Annotated in this window: 19 protein-coding genes; 9 read left to right on the forward strand and 10 right to left on the reverse strand. The window is 70.5% G+C overall.

Annotated features, from left to right (window positions below):
- Window positions 1–358 precede the first annotated feature (358 nt).
- The 3 genes from ACZ63E_RS23195 (at window position 359) to ACZ63E_RS23205 (ending at window position 4,345) form a co-directional block, all read left to right on the forward strand.
- Window positions 359–1,762 carry a family 2B encapsulin nanocompartment shell protein gene (locus ACZ63E_RS23195; protein ID WP_465338203.1) on the forward strand — a complete coding sequence of 468 codons (1,404 nt, stop codon included), beginning with the start codon at window positions 359–361 and terminating at the stop codon, window positions 1,760–1,762.
- A gap of 178 nt (window positions 1,763–1,940) precedes the next feature.
- The gene (locus tag ACZ63E_RS23200) at window positions 1,941–3,332 is read left to right on the forward strand and encodes a family 2B encapsulin nanocompartment shell protein (protein ID WP_465338204.1); all 1,392 of its coding nucleotides are present in this window, start codon (window positions 1,941–1,943) and stop codon (window positions 3,330–3,332) included.
- Window positions 3,329–4,345: a family 2 encapsulin nanocompartment cargo protein polyprenyl transferase gene (locus ACZ63E_RS23205; protein ID WP_465338205.1), complete on the forward strand. Its 1,017-nt coding sequence runs from the start codon at window positions 3,329–3,331 to the stop codon at window positions 4,343–4,345. Before ACZ63E_RS23200 ends, ACZ63E_RS23205 begins: the two co-directional genes overlap by 4 nt.
- 142 nt (window positions 4,346–4,487) lie before the next feature.
- Here ACZ63E_RS23205 and ACZ63E_RS23210 read toward each other — a convergent pair whose 3' ends face one another.
- Window positions 4,488–5,618: a CapA family protein gene (locus tag ACZ63E_RS23210; protein WP_465338206.1), complete on the reverse strand. Its 1,131-nt coding sequence runs from the start codon at window positions 5,616–5,618 to the stop codon at window positions 4,488–4,490.
- A gap of 368 nt (window positions 5,619–5,986) precedes the next feature.
- Between ACZ63E_RS23210 and ACZ63E_RS23215 the strand changes: the two genes are divergently transcribed.
- The 5 genes from ACZ63E_RS23215 to ACZ63E_RS23235 all read left to right on the forward strand — a co-directional run bounded on the left by ACZ63E_RS23215 (window position 5,987) and on the right by ACZ63E_RS23235 (window position 11,490).
- Window positions 5,987–6,961, forward strand: coding sequence for a substrate-binding domain-containing protein (locus ACZ63E_RS23215; protein WP_465338207.1), 975 nt, complete (start codon window positions 5,987–5,989; stop codon window positions 6,959–6,961).
- Window positions 6,962–7,033: 72 nt separating this feature from the next.
- The gene (locus ACZ63E_RS23220; protein ID WP_465338208.1) at window positions 7,034–8,572 is read left to right on the forward strand and encodes a sugar ABC transporter ATP-binding protein; all 1,539 of its coding nucleotides are present in this window, start codon (window positions 7,034–7,036) and stop codon (window positions 8,570–8,572) included.
- On the forward strand, window positions 8,569–9,594 hold the full coding sequence (locus ACZ63E_RS23225) for an ABC transporter permease (RefSeq protein ID WP_465311438.1): 1,026 nt from the start codon (window positions 8,569–8,571) through the stop codon (window positions 9,592–9,594). Before ACZ63E_RS23220 ends, ACZ63E_RS23225 begins: the two co-directional genes overlap by 4 nt.
- Window positions 9,595–9,596: 2 nt before the next feature.
- Window positions 9,597–10,271, forward strand: a complete 675-nt coding sequence (locus ACZ63E_RS23230) for a FadR/GntR family transcriptional regulator (protein ID WP_465311439.1) — start codon at window positions 9,597–9,599, stop codon at window positions 10,269–10,271.
- A gap of 136 nt (window positions 10,272–10,407) precedes the next feature.
- Window positions 10,408–11,490 carry a glycoside hydrolase family 88 protein gene (locus ACZ63E_RS23235; RefSeq protein WP_465338209.1) on the forward strand — a complete coding sequence of 361 codons (1,083 nt, stop codon included), beginning with the start codon at window positions 10,408–10,410 and terminating at the stop codon, window positions 11,488–11,490.
- A 4-nt stretch (window positions 11,491–11,494) separates the two neighbouring features.
- Here ACZ63E_RS23235 and ACZ63E_RS23240 read toward each other — a convergent pair whose 3' ends face one another.
- From ACZ63E_RS23240 to ACZ63E_RS23270, 7 genes are all read right to left on the reverse strand, one after another.
- The gene (locus ACZ63E_RS23240) at window positions 11,495–12,157 is read right to left on the reverse strand and encodes an HAD family hydrolase (RefSeq protein WP_465338210.1); all 663 of its coding nucleotides are present in this window, start codon (window positions 12,155–12,157) and stop codon (window positions 11,495–11,497) included.
- 45 nt (window positions 12,158–12,202) lie between these two features.
- Complete coding sequence (locus ACZ63E_RS23245) at window positions 12,203–13,513, reverse strand: DNA polymerase IV (protein WP_465338211.1); 1,311 nt, start codon at window positions 13,511–13,513, stop codon at window positions 12,203–12,205.
- A gap of 1 nt (window position 13,514) precedes the next feature.
- Window positions 13,515–13,829 carry a winged helix-turn-helix domain-containing protein gene (locus ACZ63E_RS23250; protein WP_465311443.1) on the reverse strand — a complete coding sequence of 105 codons (315 nt, stop codon included), beginning with the start codon at window positions 13,827–13,829 and terminating at the stop codon, window positions 13,515–13,517.
- A complete protein-coding gene (locus ACZ63E_RS23255) occupies window positions 13,826–14,440 on the reverse strand; it encodes a hypothetical protein (RefSeq protein ID WP_465338212.1) in 615 nt (204 codons plus the stop codon). The genes ACZ63E_RS23250 and ACZ63E_RS23255 overlap by 4 nt, the downstream gene beginning before the upstream one ends.
- A 57-nt stretch (window positions 14,441–14,497) precedes the next feature.
- Window positions 14,498–15,229: an ABC transporter permease gene (locus ACZ63E_RS23260; RefSeq protein WP_465338213.1), complete on the reverse strand. Its 732-nt coding sequence runs from the start codon at window positions 15,227–15,229 to the stop codon at window positions 14,498–14,500.
- Entirely contained in the window at window positions 15,226–16,125 is a 900-nt protein-coding gene (locus tag ACZ63E_RS23265; RefSeq protein ID WP_465338214.1) for an ABC transporter ATP-binding protein, read from the reverse strand. The genes ACZ63E_RS23260 and ACZ63E_RS23265 overlap by 4 nt, the downstream gene beginning before the upstream one ends.
- A 157-nt stretch (window positions 16,126–16,282) precedes the next feature.
- Window positions 16,283–17,833 carry an alpha/beta hydrolase gene (locus ACZ63E_RS23270; protein WP_465338581.1) on the reverse strand — a complete coding sequence of 517 codons (1,551 nt, stop codon included), beginning with the start codon at window positions 17,831–17,833 and terminating at the stop codon, window positions 16,283–16,285.
- Window positions 17,834–18,130: 297 nt separating this feature from the next.
- On the opposite strand from ACZ63E_RS23270, the gene ACZ63E_RS23275 reads away from it, so the two are divergent.
- Window positions 18,131–19,303, forward strand: coding sequence for a macrolide family glycosyltransferase (locus ACZ63E_RS23275; RefSeq protein ID WP_465338215.1), 1,173 nt, complete (start codon window positions 18,131–18,133; stop codon window positions 19,301–19,303).
- Here ACZ63E_RS23275 and ACZ63E_RS23280 read toward each other — a convergent pair.
- Window positions 19,291–20,787, reverse strand: a complete 1,497-nt coding sequence (locus ACZ63E_RS23280) for a caspase, EACC1-associated type (RefSeq protein WP_465338216.1) — start codon at window positions 20,785–20,787, stop codon at window positions 19,291–19,293. The two genes, ACZ63E_RS23275 and ACZ63E_RS23280, sit on opposite strands and share 13 nt — an antisense overlap.
- Window positions 20,788–20,790: 3 nt before the next feature.
- Window positions 20,791–21,165 carry an effector-associated constant component EACC1 gene (locus tag ACZ63E_RS23285; protein WP_465338217.1) on the reverse strand — a complete coding sequence of 125 codons (375 nt, stop codon included), beginning with the start codon at window positions 21,163–21,165 and terminating at the stop codon, window positions 20,791–20,793.
- Window positions 21,166–21,176 lie beyond the last annotated feature (11 nt).

A 21,176-nucleotide genomic window follows, 5' to 3' on the forward strand; every position in this document is an offset into this window, starting at 1 on the left:
CCGGGTGGCCTCACCCGCGCCGATGTTATCGCCGGTTCGGCGCAGCCGGACGATCGGCCTGCCCTTCCGCCGCTGCCCACGGCGACCACCGATTCCCCTTACGAGCTGCGGGTTTCCCTAACGAGTGATACCCGGAAACACGGGGTGACGACGGACGCCAGCCCTGTCCTTGCGAGTGTCCGAAATGGGCGGACGACAACCAGGTGACCCGCGCGGGCGACCCGATCGTGTCATTGTGCGCGGGAGCGCGGTTGCTATCTTGATTTCGCGGCGTCGCGAATCCGCTCGATTACCCGGAAATAGCAGGTCATGATCGGCGCGCCCGCGCGCCGGCGCTGATGATGAGGTGGTTCTCGCTGTGACTGTCACCGACCCGGTGGAGACCGAACAGGCGCCGTTGAGCCTCGGACGGGCCGCGGCCCGGACCCTGGCCACCACGACCAAGTCGGTCCCGCAGATGCAGGGCATCTCCTCCCGCTGGCTGCTCAAACTCCTCAACTGGGTCGAGGTCTCCGGCGGCGCCTACCGCGTCAACCGCCGCCTGTCCTACTCCGTCGGCGACGGCCGCGTCACCTTCACCACCACCGGCGCCGACGTCCGCGTCATCCCACCCGAACTCGGCGAACTCGCCCCCCTGCGCGGCTACGACGACGAAGACGTCCTCACCGAACTCGCCTCCCGCTTCACCCAGCACGAATACGCCCCCGGCGACGCCCTGGTCGAGTTCGGGTCCCCGGCCGAGCAGGTGTTCCTCATCGCCCACGGCAAGATCACCAAGGTCGGCTCCGGCGCCTACGGCGACCAGACCGTCCTGGGCACCCTCGCCGACGGCGACTACTTCGGCGACACCACCCTGGTTCGCACCGACGGGATCTGGGAGTTCACCGCCAAAGCCGTCACCACCTGCACCGTCCTGTCCCTCCCCCGCCAGGTGTTCGACGACGTCCTCTCTCGCTCCGAGACCCTGCGGGCGCATCTGGATGCTTATGTCGCGGGTGGGGCCAGTGCCCGCAACGACCACGGCGAAGCCGAGATCTCCCTGGCCTCGGGCCACGACGGGGAACCGACCCTGCCGGGCACGTTCGTCGACTACGACGCCTCCCCGCGTGAATACGAGCTGTCGGTGGCGCAGACGGTGCTGCGGGTCCATTCCCGGGTCGCGGACCTCTACAACCAGCCGATGAACCAGATCGAACAGCAGCTGCGGCTGACGGTGGAGGCGTTGCGGGAGCGGCAGGAACACGAGCTGGTCAACAACACCGACTTCGGGTTGCTGCACAACGCCGACTTCGCCCAGCGGATCCCGACCCGGACCGGGCCGCCGACCCCCGACGACTTCGACGAGCTGCTGGCTTTGGTGTGGAAGGACCCGGGGTTCTTCCTGGCGCATCCGAAGACGATCGCGGCGTTCGGGCGGGAATGCACCAAGGCCGGGGTGTATCCGGACGCGGTGGACCTGGGCGGGCATCAGGTGCCGGCGTGGCGGGGGGTGCCGATCCTGCCGTGCAACAAGATCCCGGTCACCGAGACCCGGACCAGCTCGGTGTTGCTGATGCGGACCGGGGAGCAGGCCCAGGGCGTGGTGGGGTTGCATCAGACGGGGTTGCCGGATGAGTACCAGCCGGGGTTGAACGTGCGGTTCATGGGGGTGAGTGAGCAGGCGATCATCTCGTATCTGGTGTCGGCGTATTATTCGGCGGCGGTGCTGGTGCCGGATGCGTTGGCGGTGCTGGAAAGCGCCGAAATCGGCCGGGAGGCGTGATGCCCGAGCCTGCGACGCCGCCCCGCCGGCCCGACGCGGAACCGCCGTGCCCCGGGCCGGGCCTGCCCCCGTCGGCCTTCGGGCCGACCGGGCTCGGCACGGCCGCGGCCCGGATCGTGCCGAAGACCGCGGGCACCCGTCTCCCCGAACCGCCTGAACCCGATCGGCGCGTGAAACCTTGACAGTCACCGAAGAACCGGCGTCCGCCCAGCTGTCGCTGAGCGTCACGGCGGCACGGACCCTCACGACGACAACCAAAACCCTGCCGCAGATGCGCGGCATCACCACCCGCTGGCTGCTCTCCCAGCTGCCCTGGGTCGACGTCCCCGCCGGCTCCTACCGCGTCAACCGCCGCCTCACCTACACCATCGGCGACGGCAAAGTCAGCTTCTGCACCACCGGCTCCCGAGTCCAGGTCGTACCCGCCGAACTCACCGAACTCGAACTCCTCCGCGGCTTCAGCGACGAACACGCCCTGGCCGCCCTCGCCGACGCCTTCGAACAACGCGAATACGAACCCGGCGCCACCCTGCTCACCGCCGGCGAACCACTCGACACGCTGATTCTCATCGCCCACGGCAAAGTCACCCGCCACGGCCGCGGCGAATACGGCGACGAAACCACATTGGGCACCGCCACCGACGGCGACCACCTCGGCGCCGAACTGCTCGCCCGCGACAACACCACCTGGACGTTCACCGCCCGCGCCGCCACCCGCGTCATCGCCCTCGTCCTGCCCGCCACCACCTACGCCCGCCTCAACGGCCGCTCCGAATCCCTGCGCGCCCACGTCGCCGAAGCGATCGGACGGCCACGGAAACCGCAGAACCCCAAAGGCGAAGCCACCATCGACCTCTCCGCCGGTCACGACGGCGAACCGATCCTCTCCGGCACCTACGTCGACTACGACCCCTCACCGCGCGAATACGACCTCGCCGTCGCCCAAACCGTCCTGCGGGTGCACAACCGCGTCACCGACCTCTACAACCAGCCCATGAACCAGCTCGAACAACAACTCCGGCTCACCGTGGAAGCGTTGCGGGAACGGCAAGAACACGAACTGGTCAACAACACCGACTTCGGGCTCCTGCACAACGTCGACCTCAAACACCGCCTCACCACCCGCACCGGCCCACCCACCCCCCTCGACCTCGACGACCTGCTCTGCCGCCGCCGCAAAACCAAGTTCTTCCTCGCCCATCCGCGGGCGATCGCGGCGTTCGGGCGGGAATGCACCGCCACCCGCGTCTACCCCGACACCGCCCTGCTCGACGGGAAACGCGTCATGGCCTGGCGCGGCGTCCCCATCCTGCCCTGCGACAAAATCCCCGTCACCGACACCGGGACCACCTCGATCCTGGCCATGCGCGTCGGCGAAGACGACGCCGGCGTCATCGGCCTCCGGCCCAAAGACCTGCCCGACGAATACCAGCCCGGGCTCAACGTCCGGTTCATGGGCATCAACGACCGCGCGGTGACCTCCTACCTGGTCAGCGCCTACCACTCCGCGGCTGTGCTGGTCCCGGACGCGCTCGGCGTACTCGACGACGTCGAAATCGGGCGATCATGACGGCCATGAACACCCGCACCGCGGCCCGGCCGGTCGCCGACGTCCTGGCGTGGAGCAAAAGCCTCGTCGACCCGGCGCTGCGCGTCGCCGCCGAGGGGCTGCCGGAGGTGATGCGGCGGATCGCCGGGTACCACTTCGGCTGGTGGGACGCTCAGGGTGAGCCGACTTCGGCCGACGGCGGCAAGGCCCTGCGGCCGGCGCTGGTGCTGCTGTGCGCGGAGGCGGTGGGCGCCGAGCCGGTGGACGCCGTCCCCGCGGCGGTCGCGGTCGAGCTCGTGCACAACTTCTCGTTGCTGCACGACGACGTCATGGACGGCGACACGACCCGCCGCCACCGGCCGACCGCCTGGACGGTGTTCGGCACCGGCCCGGCCGTGCTCGCCGGGGACGCGCTGCTGAGCCTGGCCTTCGAGCAGCTGACCCCCGAGGGCGCGAAGCTGCTGTCCCAGGGCGTGCTCGACCTGCTCGAAGGGCAGGCCGCCGACCTCGACTTCGAGCAGCGCGACGACGTCACGCCCGCGGAGTGCGTCCGCATGGCCGGCGGCAAGACGGCGGCCCTGATCGCGGCGTCGTGCGAGCTCGGCGCGTTGCTCAGCGGCCGGGACGACACGGTGGCGCGGTTCGGCGAGTTCGGCCGGTCGGTCGGGCTGGCGTTCCAGCACGTCGACGACCTGCTCGGGATCTGGGGCGACCCCGTCGAGACGGGCAAGCCGGTGTACTCGGACCTGCAGAACCGCAAGAAGTCGCTGCCGGTGGTGACGGCGTTGTCGTCCGGCACCGCGGCGGGCACGGAGCTGGCGTCGCTCTACGGCGGCACGGACCCGCTCGACGAGGCGGAGCTGTCCCGCGCGGCCGCCCTGGTCGACGAGGCCGGCGGCCGCCAGTGGAGCCAGGCCCAGGCCGCCGCGTTGGTGGCGAAGGGACTTCGCGAGCTGGCCGCGGAAAACCCGGTCCCCCGCCCGGCAGCCGAGCTGGCCGCCCTGGCCCGCCTGATCACCACCCGCACCCACTGAACCCGCGTACCGGAACGGACGACACGCGTACCCCGGTGGACGACACGCGTACCTGGATGGACGACACGGCGAGCACTCGCCCTGCCCGGCGTGTCGTCCGCCTGCGTACGCGTGTCGTCCGCGCAGGTACGCGTGTCGTCCGTTACTTGCCGGGGCGGGTTAGGCCGGATTTGTCGGCTTTGAGACTCAGGATGTTCTTGTCCGTGTCGGCCAGGGCCTTGGTGACCTGCGCGGACGCCGGGGTTGTCGACAAGTCGAGAAGGCGGATCGGGGCGTCGAGCTTGATGTAGGTCGGGACGTACTCGGCCTTGTCGACCTTCCAGCGGTCGCCGTCGCGGACGAAGCGGAAACGCGCCGCCGCGCCCTCTTCGGTGTCCCCGCGCGGGTCGGAGTGGCGGGCGACGCTGTTGCCGAGCCCGTACGCGACCCACTTGTCGCCGATCTTCTCGAACGGCTGGACCACGTGGGCGTGGTGGCCGACGATCAGGTCGACGTCGTCCGACGCCAGGATCTTCTTGGCCTGCGAGCGCTGCTCGGCCGTCGGGTCGTGCTGGTACTCGACTCCCCAGTGCAGGCTCGCGATCACGACCTGCGCGCCCGCCTCCCGCGCCTTGCGCGCTGCCGCCAGGACGTCGTCGACGTCGATCTGGTTGGCCAGCCACGGCTTTCCGGCCGGCACCTTGATGCCGTTGAAGCCGAACGCGTACGACACCTGCGCGACCTTCACCCCGTGGACGTCGAGGATCAGCGGCTTCGCGGCTTCGGCGGCCGACCGGGCCGAGCCGGTGTGCTCGAGGCCGACCTCGTCGAGCTTGTCGAGGGTCCGCTTCACCCCGTCGGCGCCCTGGTCGATGGTGTGGTTCGACGACGTCGAGCACGTGTCGTAGCCGGTGTCCTTGAGCGCGTCGGCGATCTCCGGCGGCGCGCTGAACGACGGGTACCCGCTGTAGGGCCCGCCCTCCGGCGCCAGCGGCGTCTCGAGGTGGCAGATCCCCAGGTCGGCGCCGGAGATCAGCGGCTTGACCCCGGCCAGCAGCGGGCGGTAGTCGATCTTCCCGCCGCCGCCGTCGGCCTCGGCCTGCTCGGTCAGCGCCGGGTGGATCAGGACGTCACCGGTGGCGACGACGCTGAACGACCCCTCGGGCGCCGCCGCGGCCGAAGAAGAAGGCGTCTCCGGGAACGGTGTCGGCGCCGGGCCGGACTGCGGCGGGCTGCTGCAGGCGGCCGCCAGGACGGCGACACCGGCGAGCGCGGCGACGCGGTGCTTCGTCATCGGTCCCCCTCCGGGCGTGGTCCGGTCATCCTGCCAGCCGGGCGAATCCGGCAGAGACGGCATCCCGGTCAGCGGCCAATCGCACCACAGTCGACAACACCGATCACAACATTCGCACAGGACAAAACCGGACAACGCCCAGGACAGCGGGTAAAAAATACTATAAATGGCCGAGCGCGCGCGGTCATTTGATCACGGAGAGTAGGTCTCGCTCCGCTAACTCCACCTTGACGCTCCACGAACGGGTGTTTTGTAATACCAGTCACCCACCGGCGCCCCCACGCGCCATTCGAACCTCGGCCTCCTTGGGAGCAACGATGTCCCCACACTCGCACAGGTTCCGCACCTGGAGCGTTGTTGGTTGTTGTTTGATTTCCGGTGTCTTGATGGCTTCCTGCTCCTCCGGCAAGGACACCGCGGCACCGCAGCAGTCGGCGCCCGCCAACGGCAAGATCACCCTGTACTACCTGCAGAAACAGGGTGACCAGCAGTACTTCGTCGAGCAGGCGCAGGGGGCGCAGGAGAAGGCGAAGGAGCTCGGCGTCGAGCTCAAGGTCGTCAACCTCGGCCAGGACGCCAACAAGGCGATCACCGAACTGGACGCCGCGGTCGCGCAGGGCGCGAACGGCGTCGCCATCGTCGTCCCCGACCAGGCCATCGGCCCGCAGGTGATCGACAAGGCCAAGAGCGCCGGCATCCCGCTGATCGCCTCCGACGACGTCATCAAGGACGGCACCGGCGCGAAGGCCCCGTTCGTCGGCTTCAACGGCAGCCAGATGGGCGACTCCGTCGGCACCGAGGCCGGGAAGCTGTTCAAGGCCGCCGGCTGGTCCGCCGCCGACACGAAGATCATCAGCGCCTACAAGCAGGACCTCACCGTCTGCACCGACCGCGTCAACGCCTCGAAGGCGGCGTTCGCGAAGTCCGCGGGCGCGGACGTCCAGGTGATCGACGTCGGCACCGACAACTCCCCCGTCGACGCGCAGAACCGCTCCGGCGCCGTGATCGGCTCGAACCCGGGGGTGAAGCACTGGGTCGTCTGGGGCTGCAACGACGAGAACGAGACCGGCGTGGTCACCGCGCTCGCCAACTCCGGCGTGCAGGCGAACAACATCATCGGCGTCGGGCTCGGCGCGTACCTCGACTGCAAGGACTGGGCCGCGGGCAAGGACACCGGCAACAAGTCCGCGCTCTACATCTCCGGCGCCGAGGTCGGCCGTTCGGCGATCCAGGTGCTGGTGGACAAGGTGAAGAACGGCAAGGAGCTGCCCGCGGAGACGATCGCGAAGACCACGATCGTCAACAAGGACAACTACAAGCAGGCCGGCGTCAACTGCACCTGACCGACCCCTCGTGAGTGTTTAGGGCGGTTCTAACCGCCCTAAACACTCACGACCGCCGTACGGAAGGCGACCATGTCCTCCTCTTCACCCGCGCTCGCCGTCGAGGGCATCGGCAAGCGCTTCTCCGGCGTCACCGCCCTCGACGACGTCTCGCTGGAGATCCGCTCCGGCGAGGTCCTCGCGCTGATGGGCGAGAACGGCGCCGGGAAGTCGACGCTGCTGCGCGTCCTCTCCGGCGACCAGGGCCCCGACGACGGCCGCCTGCTCCTCGACGGCGCCGAAGTCACCTTCGACACCCCGCGCGCGGCGATGGCCGCCGGGGTGCGCGTGATCTACCAGGAACCCGAGATCATCCCGCACGTTTCGGTGGCGGAGAACGTCTTCGTCGGCGAGCTCCCGGCCGAGGCGCGGGTCTTCAACCGCCGCACGCTCCTGAAGGCGACGCAGGACGCGCTCGCCGAGTACGGCTTCGAGGGTGTCCTCAACCCGGCGACGCTCGGTGTCAAGCTGTCGGCCGCCCAGCGCCAGATCGTCGAGATCCTGCGGGTGCTCACCGCGGCCACCCCGCCGAAGGTGATCGCCTTCGACGAGCCGACGTCGTCGCTGTCGGAACACGAGGTCGAAGCACTCTTCCGGCTGATCGGGCGGCTGCGCGACAGCGGGGTCGCGGTCGTCTACGTCTCGCACCGGATGAAGGAGATCTTCCAGCTCGCCGACCGCGTCGCGGTGCTGCGCGACGGGAAGCTCGTCGGCGTCCAGCAGGTCGCGGAGACCGACGAGCCCGGCCTCGTGCGGATGATGATCGGCCGTGACCTCTCGGCCCTCGAACGCCGCGTCACGCAGGACACCGGCAACATCGTGCTCAAGCTGGACGACGTCACGACCGACGACGTCACCGGCATCTCGCTGCAGGTCCGCGCGGGTGAGGTCGTCTGCCTGGCCGGGCTGGTCGGCGCGGGACGCTCCGAGCTGGCGCGCGCGATCGTCGGGGACCTCCCGATCCGCTCCGGGACCGTCGAGCTGGCCGGCAAACGCTTGCGCGCGAGCAACCCGGGTGACGCCGTCAAGGCGGGCATCGGCTTCGCGCCCGAAGAGCGCAAGACGGACGCGTTGCTGATGCAGCGGTCCGTGCGCGACAACATCTCCATCTCCGTCCTGGACCGTCTTCGCCGCTTCCGCGTCGTGAAGCGCGCGAAGGAACGCGCGCTCGTCGAGGAGTACATCCGCGAGCTTCGCGTGCGGACACCGTCGATGGAGCAGGAAGTCCGGAAGCTGTCGGGCGGCAACCAGCAGAAGGCCGTGCTCGCGCGGTGGCTCGCGCGGCGGCCGAAGCTGCTGATCCTCGACGAGCCGACGCGCGGGGTCGACGTCGGCGCGAAGGCCGAGATCTACCGGATCATCGACGGCCTCGCCGCGGAAGGCATCGCCCTGCTGGTCATCTCCTCCGACCTGCCCGAGGTCCTGACGCTCGCCGACCGCATCCTCGTGATGCGCGCCGGGCGCCTGGCCGGCGAGATCGGCCGTGACGACGCGACCGAGGAAGCCGTGCTGACCCTCGCCATCCCCGAAACCGAACCAGCCGTGGAAGAAGCCCAGGAGATCGGCGCATGAGCACCCCCACGAAGGAAACGACGGCCCCTGCCGCCCCGGCGCAACCGAGCGCCGCGCGCCGTGTGCTCACCGGCATCGGTGTGCAGAACTCCAGCCTGATCATCACGCTGATCGCGTTGATCGTGCTGCTGAGCATCCTCAACGACAACTTCCTGCGCACCAACAACCTGCTGCTCATCGGCAGCGCGATCACCATCATGGGGCTGCTCGCCCTGGTGCAGACCCTGGTGATCATCCTGGGCGCCCTGGACATCTCCGTCGGCTCGATGGCCGGGCTCGCCTCGGTGATCTCGGCGATGGTGTTCACCTCGACCGGCAACGCCGAGGTCGGCATCCTCGCCGCGGTCGGCGTCGGCATCCTCTGCGGCCTGGTCAACGGCATGATCATCATCTTCGGCCGGGTCAACCCGGTGGTCGCGACGCTGGCCATGCTGGCCACCTACAAGGGCATCGCGCAGGTCATCTCCGACGGCAAGTCGCAGGGCTACACCGGCGGGGACGACCTGTTCATCTTCCTGGCCAAGGGCGCGATCGCGGGCCTGCCGTCGCTGGTGTGGGTGTTCCTGATCGTCGCCGCGGCCCTGCACTTCCTGCTGAAGTACACCGACATCGGCCGCAACGTCTACGCGATCGGCGGCAACGACACCGCCGCCCGCCTGGCCGGCATCAACATCAACCGGTACATCATCGGCGTCTACGCCCTCGCCGGCGTCGTCGCGGCGGTCGCGGGCGTCCTGATCACCGCGCGCACCGGCTCGGGCCAGCCCGTGTCCGGGTCGGAAGGCCTGGAGCTGCAGGCCGTCACCGGCGCCGCGCTCGGCGGCACGATGCTCAAGGGCGGTCGCGGATCGATCATTTCGACGGTGCTCGCGGTGATCATCCTCGGGGTGCTCGACAACGGCATGTCCGGGCTGGGCATCAACCCGTTCTGGCAGAACGTCGCGCACGGCGCCCTGCTGGTGATCGCGGTCGTGCTGCAGCAGCTGCGCAGCGGGGAGCGCCGCGTCGGCCTGCCCGAGTAGCGGTGAACCTCCACGCCCGGATAGTCGACGAACTGGGCAGGCTCATCGTCGAAGGCGTTCTCGGGGACGGGCAGCCGCTCGTCCCCGAGGAGCTCGGCCGGCGCTTCTCCGCCTCCCGGACGGTGGTCCGCGAAGCGCTGCGCGTGCTGGAGTCGAAGGGCATGGTGACCGCGCGGCCGCGCGTCGGCACGTGGACGTTGCCCCCGGAGGCGTGGGACGCGATCGACCCGGACGTCATCGGCTGGCGCATCAACGGTCCCGGCCGCCGCCACCACCTGCACGAGCTGCTCGAACTGCGGCTGACGATCGAGCCGCAGGCGGCCCGGCTGGCCGCGCACCACCGGCGTCCGGGCGAGCTTTCGGCGATGGCCGCGGCCTACGAGCTGATGGCGGACGCGGTGGAACGCCAGGACACCGCGGCCTTCCACAACGCCGACTCGGACTTCCACGCGGCGTTGATCCGCGCTTCCGGCAACGCGCTCATCGCGCAGCTGCAGGTGCCCGTCGTCGCGGCGCTGCGGGCACACGGCGAGCCGATGGAGCTGCCCGGGGGCAACACGCTCGTCGCGCACTCCCGGGTGCTCACGCTGGTGCTGGCGAAGAACGCCGACGGCGCCGAGTCCGCGTCGCGCCGGTTGCTGGAAACCGTTGCGCCGTACCACTCACCGGCACCTTGACACGTCCACCGGGAAGCCTGAACACTCGCTGCGACCCACCCGCCGCCATGACGTGCTCGACCATCAGGGGCTTCGCCCCTGGCCGGGGGCTCCGCCACCCGGACCCCCGGAACCGATCATTGAGGAGGACGCATTCATGCGTTTCCCGGGAATTCGTGGCTTCGGCGTGCTCGCGGCCGTGGTGGTGACGAGCGGGCTGTTCTCGGCCCCGGCCGCCGTCGCGGCGCCGGCCGAGTGCGCCATCACCGGCCAGATGGTGTCCGCGGGCAACTACTGGGTGACCAACGGGACGAACCTGGACGCGCCGGACTGGCAGAACGCGACGTTCCACGTCGGCAACCTCGCACTGGTCCGGACCACCGGCCAGTCGAACCACAAGACGCTGCCGTGGGCGCAGGCCAACGGCTACCAGCTGCCGACCGACCCGAAGCGGCCGTTCTTCCCGGACAACCAGGCCGCCGGCGAGGCGTACCTCGACCTCTACACGTACTTCCACCCGGAAGCCCCGCTCGACTCGATCCGCGCCCGCATCAAGGACGAGGTCGCGTCGGTGCAGGCGGGGCACCGCGACTACTGGAACTACGTCGACGCGCTGAACATGGCGATGCCCTCGTTCGCGCGGATGAGCGTCATCGACCACGATCCGTCCTATTTGGACGCGATGGACCGCTTGTTCAAGTCGTCGGAACACAAGCTGTTCAACGAGCTCACGGGCTTGTGGTACCGCGACGCGCGGTTCACCGGCTCGGCGGTGTTCTGGTCGCGCGGCAACGGCTGGGCCCTCTCGGCCCTGACGAAGGTGCTGCAGGTCCTCCCGGCCAACGACCCGCGGCGGCCGGAGTACCTGCGGGTGTACAAGAAGATGGCGTTCACGCTGTCCCTGCTGCAGCGCCGTGACGGCTTCTGGAACGCGGACCTGTTGAACCCGTTCGACCACGGCGGCCCGGAGTCCAGCGGCACGGCGCTCTTCACGTTCGGCATCGGCTGGGGCGTCAACGCGGGCATCCTCGACGCCGCGCGCTACCGCCCGGTGGTGGACAAGGCGTGGACGGCGCTGTCGGCGAAGGCGTTGCAGCCCAACGGCCTGGTCGGTTATGTCCAGCCGGTCGGCGACCGCCCGGCGACGGCGAAGGCCACGGACACCGCGGCGTATGGCGTCGGTGCGTTCCTGCTGGCGGGACAGGAAGTCGCCAAGCTGCAGGGCTGCTCGGCGGAGTGAGGCCTCAGCTCGGCAGCAGCTGAGTGAGGTCACCGACGATCCGCTCGTCCGGCAAGCCCGCCGCCGTGAAGCCGGCGGCGGGCTCCAGGCCGCTCAACACGCCGACGAAGGGGACGGCCCGCGCCTCGGCGACCTGGAAGTCGCGCAGGCTGTCCCCGATGAACACCAGCTCGGCCGGGTCGTACCCATCGCGCGCCAGGTTCTCGAGCACCACGTCGAGCACTCGCGGATCCGGTTTGTGGAACGGGGTTTCCTCGTGTCCGTAGATCCGCGCGAAGTGACCGGTGAGGCCGAGCGCGTCCAGGTCCTGCGTGACCAGGGCGCGGCTGCCGCCGGTGACGATCTCCATCCGCACCGACCGGGCCGCGAGGTGGCCGAGCAGCTCCGGCGCGCCCGGCGCGGCTTCCGGGCGGCGCACGCTCATCGCGAGCCGGTAGCGCCCGACGAACGCCTCGGGATCGACCGACGGCACGATCGCCGCGACGAACCGGTCGAACGGGAGCCCCCACGCGGCCTCGATGGCTTCCCGGGTGAGCGTGACGCCGAACGAGCGGGCTGTCGCGACGAGGATGCTCCAGCGGGACTTCGCGGTGGCGAGCACCGTGTCGTCGCAGTCGAACAGCACCGCCCGCGCTCGCCGGACCAGCTCAGCCGCGTTCCCCGCCATGCAACCCCCTCTGTGACCACCGCACTCCACGATGTCACATCGGGCTCACTTGAGGCAGTCACCCGGCTCACCGCGACGCAACGCGGGGTCGGTCTGCTCGAAGGTCCTGGCCACGCCGGGGCCGCTCGAGCAGGTCTCGAACCGGACCGTCACCCTTCCGTGGCCCGCGCCCTGGACCCAGCCGGTGCCGTGCTCTTCGTGCACGACGTCGTCGCCCTGGCGCCACGTCGAGGGTGGTGGTGCGACCGGGGCCGGGGCGGCCGAGACCACCGTGGACGCCGGGGTTTCCGGGACCGCGAGGGTGAACAGCGCGTCCTGGTGGGGCACCGAAAGGCCGCTGTAGGCGACCCCCGCCAGGCGGATGCCGCCGAACTCCGCCGGGTCCAGCAGGAGGCGCTCCGCCGTTGCCGACAGCTCTGCCAGGTCGTCCGTCGGGGCCGAGATCGTCTCGGAACGGGTCACCGTGTGCATGTCCGTGTGCCGCAGCTTGATCACCACCGTGCGCGCGACGCGCTCAGCCTTCACCAGGCGCGCGTGCGCGCCGACCGCGATGCGGCGGACCTCGGCGCGGAGTGTGGCCAGGTCGATGATGTCGGTGTCGAACGTCGTCTCCGCGCTGACCTGCTTGGTCTCGCCGCGGTCGGCCACCGGGCGGTCGTCGAAGCCCGTCGCGAGGCGGCGCAGGTCGCGCCCGATCACCCCGCCGAGCGTGGCGACGGCGTCCTGTTCGGACAGTGCCGCGAGCTGTCCCAGTGTCTGGACGCCGATGAACCGCAGCTTGCCCTCGGCGACCGGGCCGATCCCCCACAGCGCGCGCACCGGCAGCGGTGCGAGGAACTCGCGTTCGGTGCCCTGCGGCACCACCAGCAGGCCGTCCGGTTTGGCCTCGTCGGAAGCGATCTTCGCGATCTGCTTGCCGTTGCCCGCGCCGATCGACGCGACCAGGCCCGTCTCCGACCGGATCGCGGACCGCAGCGAGGCGCAGAACTCCGTGACCGCCTCGAAAGAAGCCCCCACGAGCTGCGGGGGTTCGGCGAAGGCCTCGTCGAGGGAGATCTTCTCCAGCACCGGCGCCACCGCCGTGACCACGGCGAACACCGCCTGGCTGAGCCGCTCGTAGACGCGGAACCGCGGCGGCACGATCACGCCGTTGGCCGGCAGCAGCCGCCGCGCCTGGGCCATCGGCATCGCCGACTTGATGCCGAACGCGCGGGATTCGTAGCTCGCGCCCGCGACGACACCGCGTGGCCCGAGCCCGCCGACGAGGACCGGGCGCCCGGCCAGCGTCGGCCGCGTGAGCTGTTCGGCCGACGCGTAGAAGGCGTCCAGGTCGAGGTGGATCACCCAGCGGGCCACGTCACTCCCCGCCGGTGGCGTCCAGCAGCTGGTGCAGCGCCTTCGTGTAGCTCTCGAACGCGGCGCGCCCGGCCGCGGTCAGCCGGACCAGGGTGACCGGCGTGCGGTGCTCGTAGGCCTTGGTGATCTCGACGTACTCGGCGTCTTCGAGCTTGCGCAGGTGCGTCGAAAGGTTGCCGGCCGTCATGTCCAGCAGCTGCTGCAGCCGTGGGAAGGTGATCTGGTCGGCCGCGTGCAGCCCGGCGAGCGCGACCGTGACCCGCAGCCGCGCCTGGGCGTGGATGACCGGGTCGAGCTGCGGCAGCGGGTCGCTCATCGGCGCTTCTCGCGCACGAAGTAGACGATCGAGGCGAGCAGGAACCCGCCTCCGCCGCAGATCGCCAGCACCAGGAAGTTCGCCGGGAACCCGACCAGCACGCTCAGCGCCGCGGACACGATCATCCACGCGCCGAGCCCGTACATCAGCTTGTCCTGCCAGAGCATGCCGCCGGCGAGGTACATGACGCCGGTGACCAGCAGCCAGGTGCCCGACCAGAGCAGCGACACCTGGTCCGAGGACAGCGTGCCGAAGTTCGTGATCCGGATGTCGACGACGGCCAGCCCGATCGAGACGAGCGCCCAGCTGTAGCCGTACATCGCGCCGACGGTCCGCGACGGGCCGCGGATCCCCCGGCCGGCCCGGGCGCTCACGAACGCGGTGTAGCCCATCGCGCCGAGGAACAGCACGGTGACGACCACCCCGCCGACCCAGCCCGGGATGCTCGCGGTCCGCGTCGCGAAGTAGGTGAACCCCCAGCCGACGATCCAGGCGAAGGCCCACGCGGCCAGCATGCGCGCGGGGCCCCCGCCCAGTTCCCGGCGCGTGCGCCGGTTCTGCTGGGCGATCAGGTTCAGCGACTCCTCCGCCGACAACGGCTCGTCGTCCACCCGTCCCGCCCTTCGTCCGCGCAGACCCCTCAGTACTGCACGGAGGTTAACAAGCATTCACAGCCGCGCCGTGTCCAGCCGGAACCGGCGCACCACGACCAGAGCCGGGACGAGGAGCCAGCCCGCCAGCACGAGCACCGCGAGCCCCGTTCCGCCCTCGTGCGCGAGGGGCTCGAGCCCGATCCGGCCGAGCCAGTACGTCGGGAAGAAGTGCGCCAGCGTCGCCATCCAGTCCGGGAGGACGTACAGCGGGATCCAGAGGCCGCCGAGCATGCCCAGCGGCATCATCAGCGCGCCGGTGACCGCGCCGACCGTGTCGCCCTTGCCGAACAGGCCGATGGCCAGCCCGAGCACGGCGAACGGGAGCACGCCGAGCCATAGCGACACCAGCACCAGGCCCCACTGCGCGGCGGTCAGGTGGACACCCATCGCCAGCCCGGCGACGAACACCACGACGAGCACCGGCAGGGCCACCGCCATCGCCGAGATGACCTTGACGACGAGGTAGCCGGGGCCGCGCATGGGTGTCAGGCGCAACTGCCGCTGCCAGCCGTCGGTGCGCTCCTGCGCCACCCGGGTGCCGGTGAACAGCGCGCCGCCGCTCGCGCCGTACGCGGCGAGCTTGATCATCGTCTCGACGTCCGCCGGGATGCCGCTCGGCGTGGCGAGCTTGCCGAAGATCGAGCCGAACAGCACGAACATCGCCACCGGCATCCCGATGGTGAAGATCGTGAACTGGGGACTGCGGACGATCCGCTTGATCTCCAGGCTCAGGTAGGTCGTGTTCACGCGGCCACCTCCTCGGCGGTCAGTGCCAGAAATGCTTCTTCGAGGCCCAATGCGGTGATTTCGATGTCGGCCGCGGCCGGGTACGCGGCGAGCAGCGCGCGGATCGCCGTGTCGGAGTCGGCGCAGGCCAGCTCGGCGCGGCCGGCCCGCAGCTGCACGGTCGTGACGCCGGGGAGCTGCGCGAGCTCGGCTTCGGTGGCGCCGGGCACGGCGGCCTTGAGCACCCGCCCGGACACCGCGGCCCGGACCTCGGCGACCGGGCCGTCGGCGACGACGACGCCGTGCCGCATCAGCACCACGCGGTCGGCGTAGTCCTCGGCCTCGGCGAGGTAGTGCGTCGCGAAGAGCACGGTCCGGCCGGTGGCGGCGAACTCGCGGATGGCGGCCCAGAAGGCCCGCCTGCCGTCGACGTCCATCGCCGCGGTGGGCTCGTCGAGCACCAGCAGGTCCGGGTTGCCCGCGAGGGCGAGCGCGAACCGGACGCGCTGCCGTTCGCCGCCGGAAAGCTTGCCGCAGCGGCGTTTGACGAGGTTTTCGAGGCCCGCCCGCGCGATCACCTCGGCGGCGGGCAGCGGCTTCGCGTGCGTCGAGACGATGAGGTCGACGAGCTCGCCGACGGTGGCGTCCCCGAGCAGCGCGCCGTTCTGCATCATCGCGCCGACCAGCCCCCGGTCGACGGCCTCCCGCGGGGTGCCGCCGCCGACGATGACCTCCCCCGCGTCCGGCTTGGTCAGGCCCAGCAGCATGTCGACGGTGGTCGACTTGCCCGCGCCGTTCGGCCCGAGCAGCGCGACGACCTCGCCGGGCGTGACCTCGACGGACACCCCGTCGACGGCGGTGACCCGGCCGAACCGCTTGGTCAGGTGGTGCAGTGCGAACGCCGGTCCCCCAGTCATGGCGCTCTCCCTTCGCTCGTGGACTTTGCAACGCAAAGTTGCTGCGAACTTTGTAACACAAACCTCGCGCAAGTTCAAAGCCCACGGCGCCGGAAAGCATTAAAAACGGGGTGCCGGGCACTGGGCCCGACACCCCGTCACTCAGGGTTCACGCAGGTCAGCCGGTGAACCGCCCGGCGACCAACCCCTGCGTCGCGCCGAGATCGGCCTTCGCCGCCGTCGGCGCGGGCGGTGTCGGCTGGGGCAGCGGCGCGCACTCGACGTCGGCCGTGCGGCCCGGCTTGCGGGCCGGGAGCGCGCCCGTCGCCAGGTAGTCCGCGATCTTGTTGTCGACACACGCGTTGCCGCGCGGGGTGATCGCGTGGCTCGTGCCGCCCGGCTCCGCGATCAGCGACGCGCCCGGGAAGCGGCTGCGGACCTCGAGGCTGCCCGGGAACGGCGTCGCCGCGTCCAGGGTCTCGTCGATCATCAGCACGCTCGGCACGCCACGACCGTCGATCTTGGTCGGCTTGCCCGCCTTCGCCGGCCAGTACAGGCACGGCGCGTTGAACCAGGCGTTCTGCCAGGTGAAGTACGGCGCCTTGGCGAAGGTCTTCCAGTTGTCGGCCTTCCACTGGTTCCAGCTCTGCGGCCACTGGACGTCCGTGCACTGGACGGCGAGGTACACCGCGTAGCCGTTGTCGTCGCCGCGGCCACCGAAGGCCTCGAACAGCGACTTCCAGTTCTGCCAGTCACCCTGGTTGACGAACCGGGACAGCGCGTCACCCAGGAGCGTCCACCGGAGCTGGTAGTACGAAGCCTGCTGGATGACGTCGAGGATCTCGTCCGGCCCGATCACGCCGCCGGCGGGGTTGAACGACGCCTTGAGCAGCTGCTCGTTGACCACGTGCTGGACCGCCGACTGCGTCTTGCCGAGGTGGTAGACGTCGTCGTGCTGGGCGAGCCAGCCGAACCAGATCAGGATGTTCTTGTCGAACGCGACGTCCTGGTTGAGGTTGTCGCCGTACCAGACGCCCCGCGGGTCGACCGTGGAGTCGAGCACCATCCGCCGCACGTTCTGCGGGAACAGCGAGCCGTAGACCTGGCCGAGGTAGGTGCCGTAGGAGTAGCCGTAGAAGTTCAGCTGCTTCTGGCCGAGCGCCTTGCGGATGGAGTCCATGTCCTTGACCGTGTCGGTCGTCTTCATGTTCTCCAGCAGGGCCTTCGGGTTGTTCTTCGCGCAGGCCTGCGCGTACCCCTTGGCGCGGTCGAGCCAGGTCCGCTCGATCTGCGGCGTGATCGGCAGGTACGAGGGCCGGTCGTAGTCCATGTAGTTCGCGTCGCAGCTTAGCGCGGGCTTGCTGGCGCCGACGCCACGCGGGTCGAAGCCGATCCAGTCGTAGGCGTCACCGGCGTGGTTGGGCACCTTCGGGCCGCGGGTGGCCAGCAGCAGGCCGGAGCCGCCGGGGCCGCCGGGGTTGGTCAGCATGACGCCCTGGTACTGCGCGTCCGCGACCTTGTGCTTGACGCGGCTGACGGCGAGCTGGACCTGCTCGCCGTGGGGCTTCGAGTAGTCGAGCGGGACTCCCAGGTACCCGCAGTCGGCGCCGGCGGCGACCAGCGTCGGATCGGTGCACGGCCCCCAGGTGATGGTCCCGGCTGCCGGTGCGGGCGCGGCGGTCGCGGCCGGCGCGGCCACGAGCGCGGACGCCACCGCGGCGGCGGCCACCGCGGCGAAAAACGCACGTCTCACTGTTTTCTCCCTTTTGGCTCCGACTTCAAGCGGGTGAACCCTAGACCCGCTTCCGGCGCGCGGGGACCGCGAACGGGGTGGCGGCCCCGAATGCCCTACGAAAGGTGGAAATCGGGTGGCGCGGTCGTTCCGGGATCCCCTACGGTGCCGGACATGATCTACTTCATCCGGATCCGCTCCGTCTGAGACGGCGTGACCGCCGGACCGCCCGCCCACCGGGCCTGGTCCCCTCATCTGCGCGCCGTCGGTTCTTTCTTCCTCTGAAGGAGCTTCATGCTGCGCAAACACATCGTCATGGTCGGCTGCACCGCGCCGAGCCACGTCTACCCGTCGCTGGGCGTGATCGCCGAGCTGGTCCGCCGCGGGCACCGGGTGTCCTACGTGGTCGGCGAGCCGCTGGCCCCGCTGGTCTCGCCGACCGGCGCTTCCGTGGTCGCCCACCCGACGACGTTCCCGCTGGGCGAGGCCGCGGTGTGGCCGGACGACCCGGCCGACGCGATGCGCGTCTTCCTCGACGAGGCCATCACCATCCATCCCCAGCTGACGTCCACGTTCGACACCGACCGGCCCGACCTGCTGCTGTACGACATCGGCGGCCTGGGCGCGCCGGTGCTGGCCGCCCGGTACGACGTCCCGGCGGTCCAGCTGTCGCCGACGCTGGTGGCGTGGGAGGGCTACGACGCGGACATGGCGCCCGTCATGGACCCGATCAAGGCGTCACCGTCCGGTGTGGACTACGCGGAGACGTTCACCCGGTGGCTCCGCGCGAACGGCATCAAGGCCGACGCGTGGGAGTGGCTGGGTCACCCCGCGCGGATCCTGTCGCTGATCCCGCGGGCGATGCAGCCCCACGCGGACCGGGTCGGCTCGCACGTGCGGTTCGTCGGGCCCTGCCTGGATCCGGCCCGGCTGGCCGACCGGTCGTGGACGCCGCCATCGTCGGGGCGTCCGGTGCTGCTGGTGTCATTCGGGACGGCGTTCAACGACCAGCTGCCGGTTTATCGTGCGTGTATCGAGGCATTTGCTGCGGACTGGCACGTGGTGATGTCGATCGGGAAGCACGTGTCGCCGGCTTCCCTCGGACCACTGCCGCCGTCGGTGGAGGTGTTCGCTTCGGTGCCGCAACTGGCGGTTCTCGAGGCGGCGTCGGCGTTCATCACGCACGCGGGGATGGGCGGGGCGACCGAGTCGTTGTGGTTCGGAGTGCCGACGGTGGCCGTTCCGCAGGCGGCGGACCAGTTCGGGAATGCGGATCAACTGGAGGCGTTGGGAGTGGGGCGTCACTTGCCGGCCGACTCGGTTTCGGCTGCTTCGCTGAGGGCGGCGGTCGATGAGGTGACGTCGTCGGCTTCGGTGGCCTCACGGCTGGCTTCGCTGAAGGCGGAGATCCGGAGTCACGGCGGGGTTCCGGTGGCCGCGGACGCCGTGGAGGCCTATCTGGAGTAGCTGCTGCCTCCGCTCGAGCCGCTGCCGGTGCCGCTGTCGGCCAGTGCCACGATCAGCACGACGATTCCGGCCACGATGAGCAAGGCCACCGCCGCGAGGATGAGCTTCACCCGCCGGGTGAGCCTCTTCGCGGCGGTGCCCGTCGGCTCGGGTTCGGCGACCGGCTCGGCCACCGGCCCCGGCTCGGCTTGTCCTGCCGGTTCCACCGTCGGCTCGGGCTCGACTCGGACCATCGGTTCCGCCGCAACCCCAGACTCGGCCACCGGCCCCGGCTCGGCTCGCACCGCCGGTCCCGCCGTCGACTCCGGCTCCGGCTCGACCCGGACCACCGGATCCGCCGCAACCCCAGGCTCGGCCACGGGCTTCCGCTCGACCACCACCGGCTCGGGCTCGACCCGGACCACCGGAACCGCCGCAACCGCAGACTCGGCCACCGGCTCCCGCTCGACCACCACCGGCTCGGGCTCGACCCGGACCACCCGATCCGCCGCAACCCCAGACTCGGCCACCGGCTCCCGCTCGACCACCACCGGCTCGGGCGGGCCGTCCTCCTCCGCCACCCAGGCGGCCGCGGCGCTCGACACCCGCCGGCTGTCGTCGTCCACCAGACCCCGGATCGAGGCCGCCGTCCGCTCTCGGACCATCTCGTTGCCCACCCGATTGAGCCGCTTCAACCCCTCCAGCGCGTTCATCCGGTCCAGCGCGATCGGGCTGGCCAGCCCGTGCCGCAGGTACTCCGGCAGCGCCCACCTCGGGTTGCGCGCCAGCACGATGCGACCCTCCACATCGGACTGGTGCTTGGGCCGCTGCCGGGGCATCTCGGCCACGACCCGCTCGTGGACGTAGCTGTACAGCTCGTCCACCGTGACGTCCCCGTCGCCGTCCAGGTCCGCGCTGCCGTCGCGCAGGCCCGCGACCAGGTGCCGCGTGAACACCGACCGCGCCGCCGAGCCCACCACCGCGTCGCCCTCGAACGAGTACTGCGTCGCGTCCGACGCCGTCAGCACCGCGCGGCCGCGGCCCTGGAACCGCTCCAGCGTGTGGACGTCCGTCCCGGCCTTCGCCAGGCGGCCAGCGGGAAAGGCGCCGCTGTAGCAGCAGTCCAGGACCAGCACCTTCTGCCGGGACGCGCAGCCGGCCATCGCGCGGTCGACCAGCTCCGCCGCCAGCGCCGTGAACATCAGGCTGTCCCGGCGCGTGTTGGCCATCGCCAGGTACAGGCTGCCGTCGTCGTCCTTGACGCCGTGGCCGGTGAAGTACAGCAACGTCAGCTCGTCGCGACGGCGGCCGCGGTAGAACTCGCCGACCGCTTCGCCGACGACGTGGTGCGGCTCGTCGATCAGGGTCGTCACCTCGAAACCGGCCACCGACGGGTCGCTCAGCACCGCGGCCAGCGCCCGCGCGTCACCGCCGGGCGAGGTGAGCCGGCGCAGCGCCGGGTCCGCGTACGTCTCGGTCGCGATCAGCAGCGCGTGCCGGGCCATCGGCTAGCCGTGCCGCTTGACGAACGCGTCGATCAGCTGCTGCCGCTCCGCCGACGTCGCGCGCTCCAGTTCGACGGTGTCGCCGTCCACCGTCACCTTGATCTTGTGGCGTCCCGCCTGCCGGCCCAGCCATTCGCGCAGGGTCTCCACGAGCCCCGGGAACACCCCTCCCGCCGCGCTGAACGCCACCACCAGCGAGCCGATCGTCACGGGGTCGGCGGCCTTCGCGCCGGGTGGGACCTCGCCCGCCACCGCCTGCACGTCGACGTCCAGCTCGCCCAGCTCGGCGCGCAGCCGACGGGCCAGGCGGTCGAGGTCTTCGTCGTCCCCGTCGGCTTCGAGCCGCACCAGCGCGCGCTGCGTGTCCGGTTCGGTCATGGGCGCCATCG

The organism is Amycolatopsis sp. NPDC104819 (assembly GCF_055583145.1).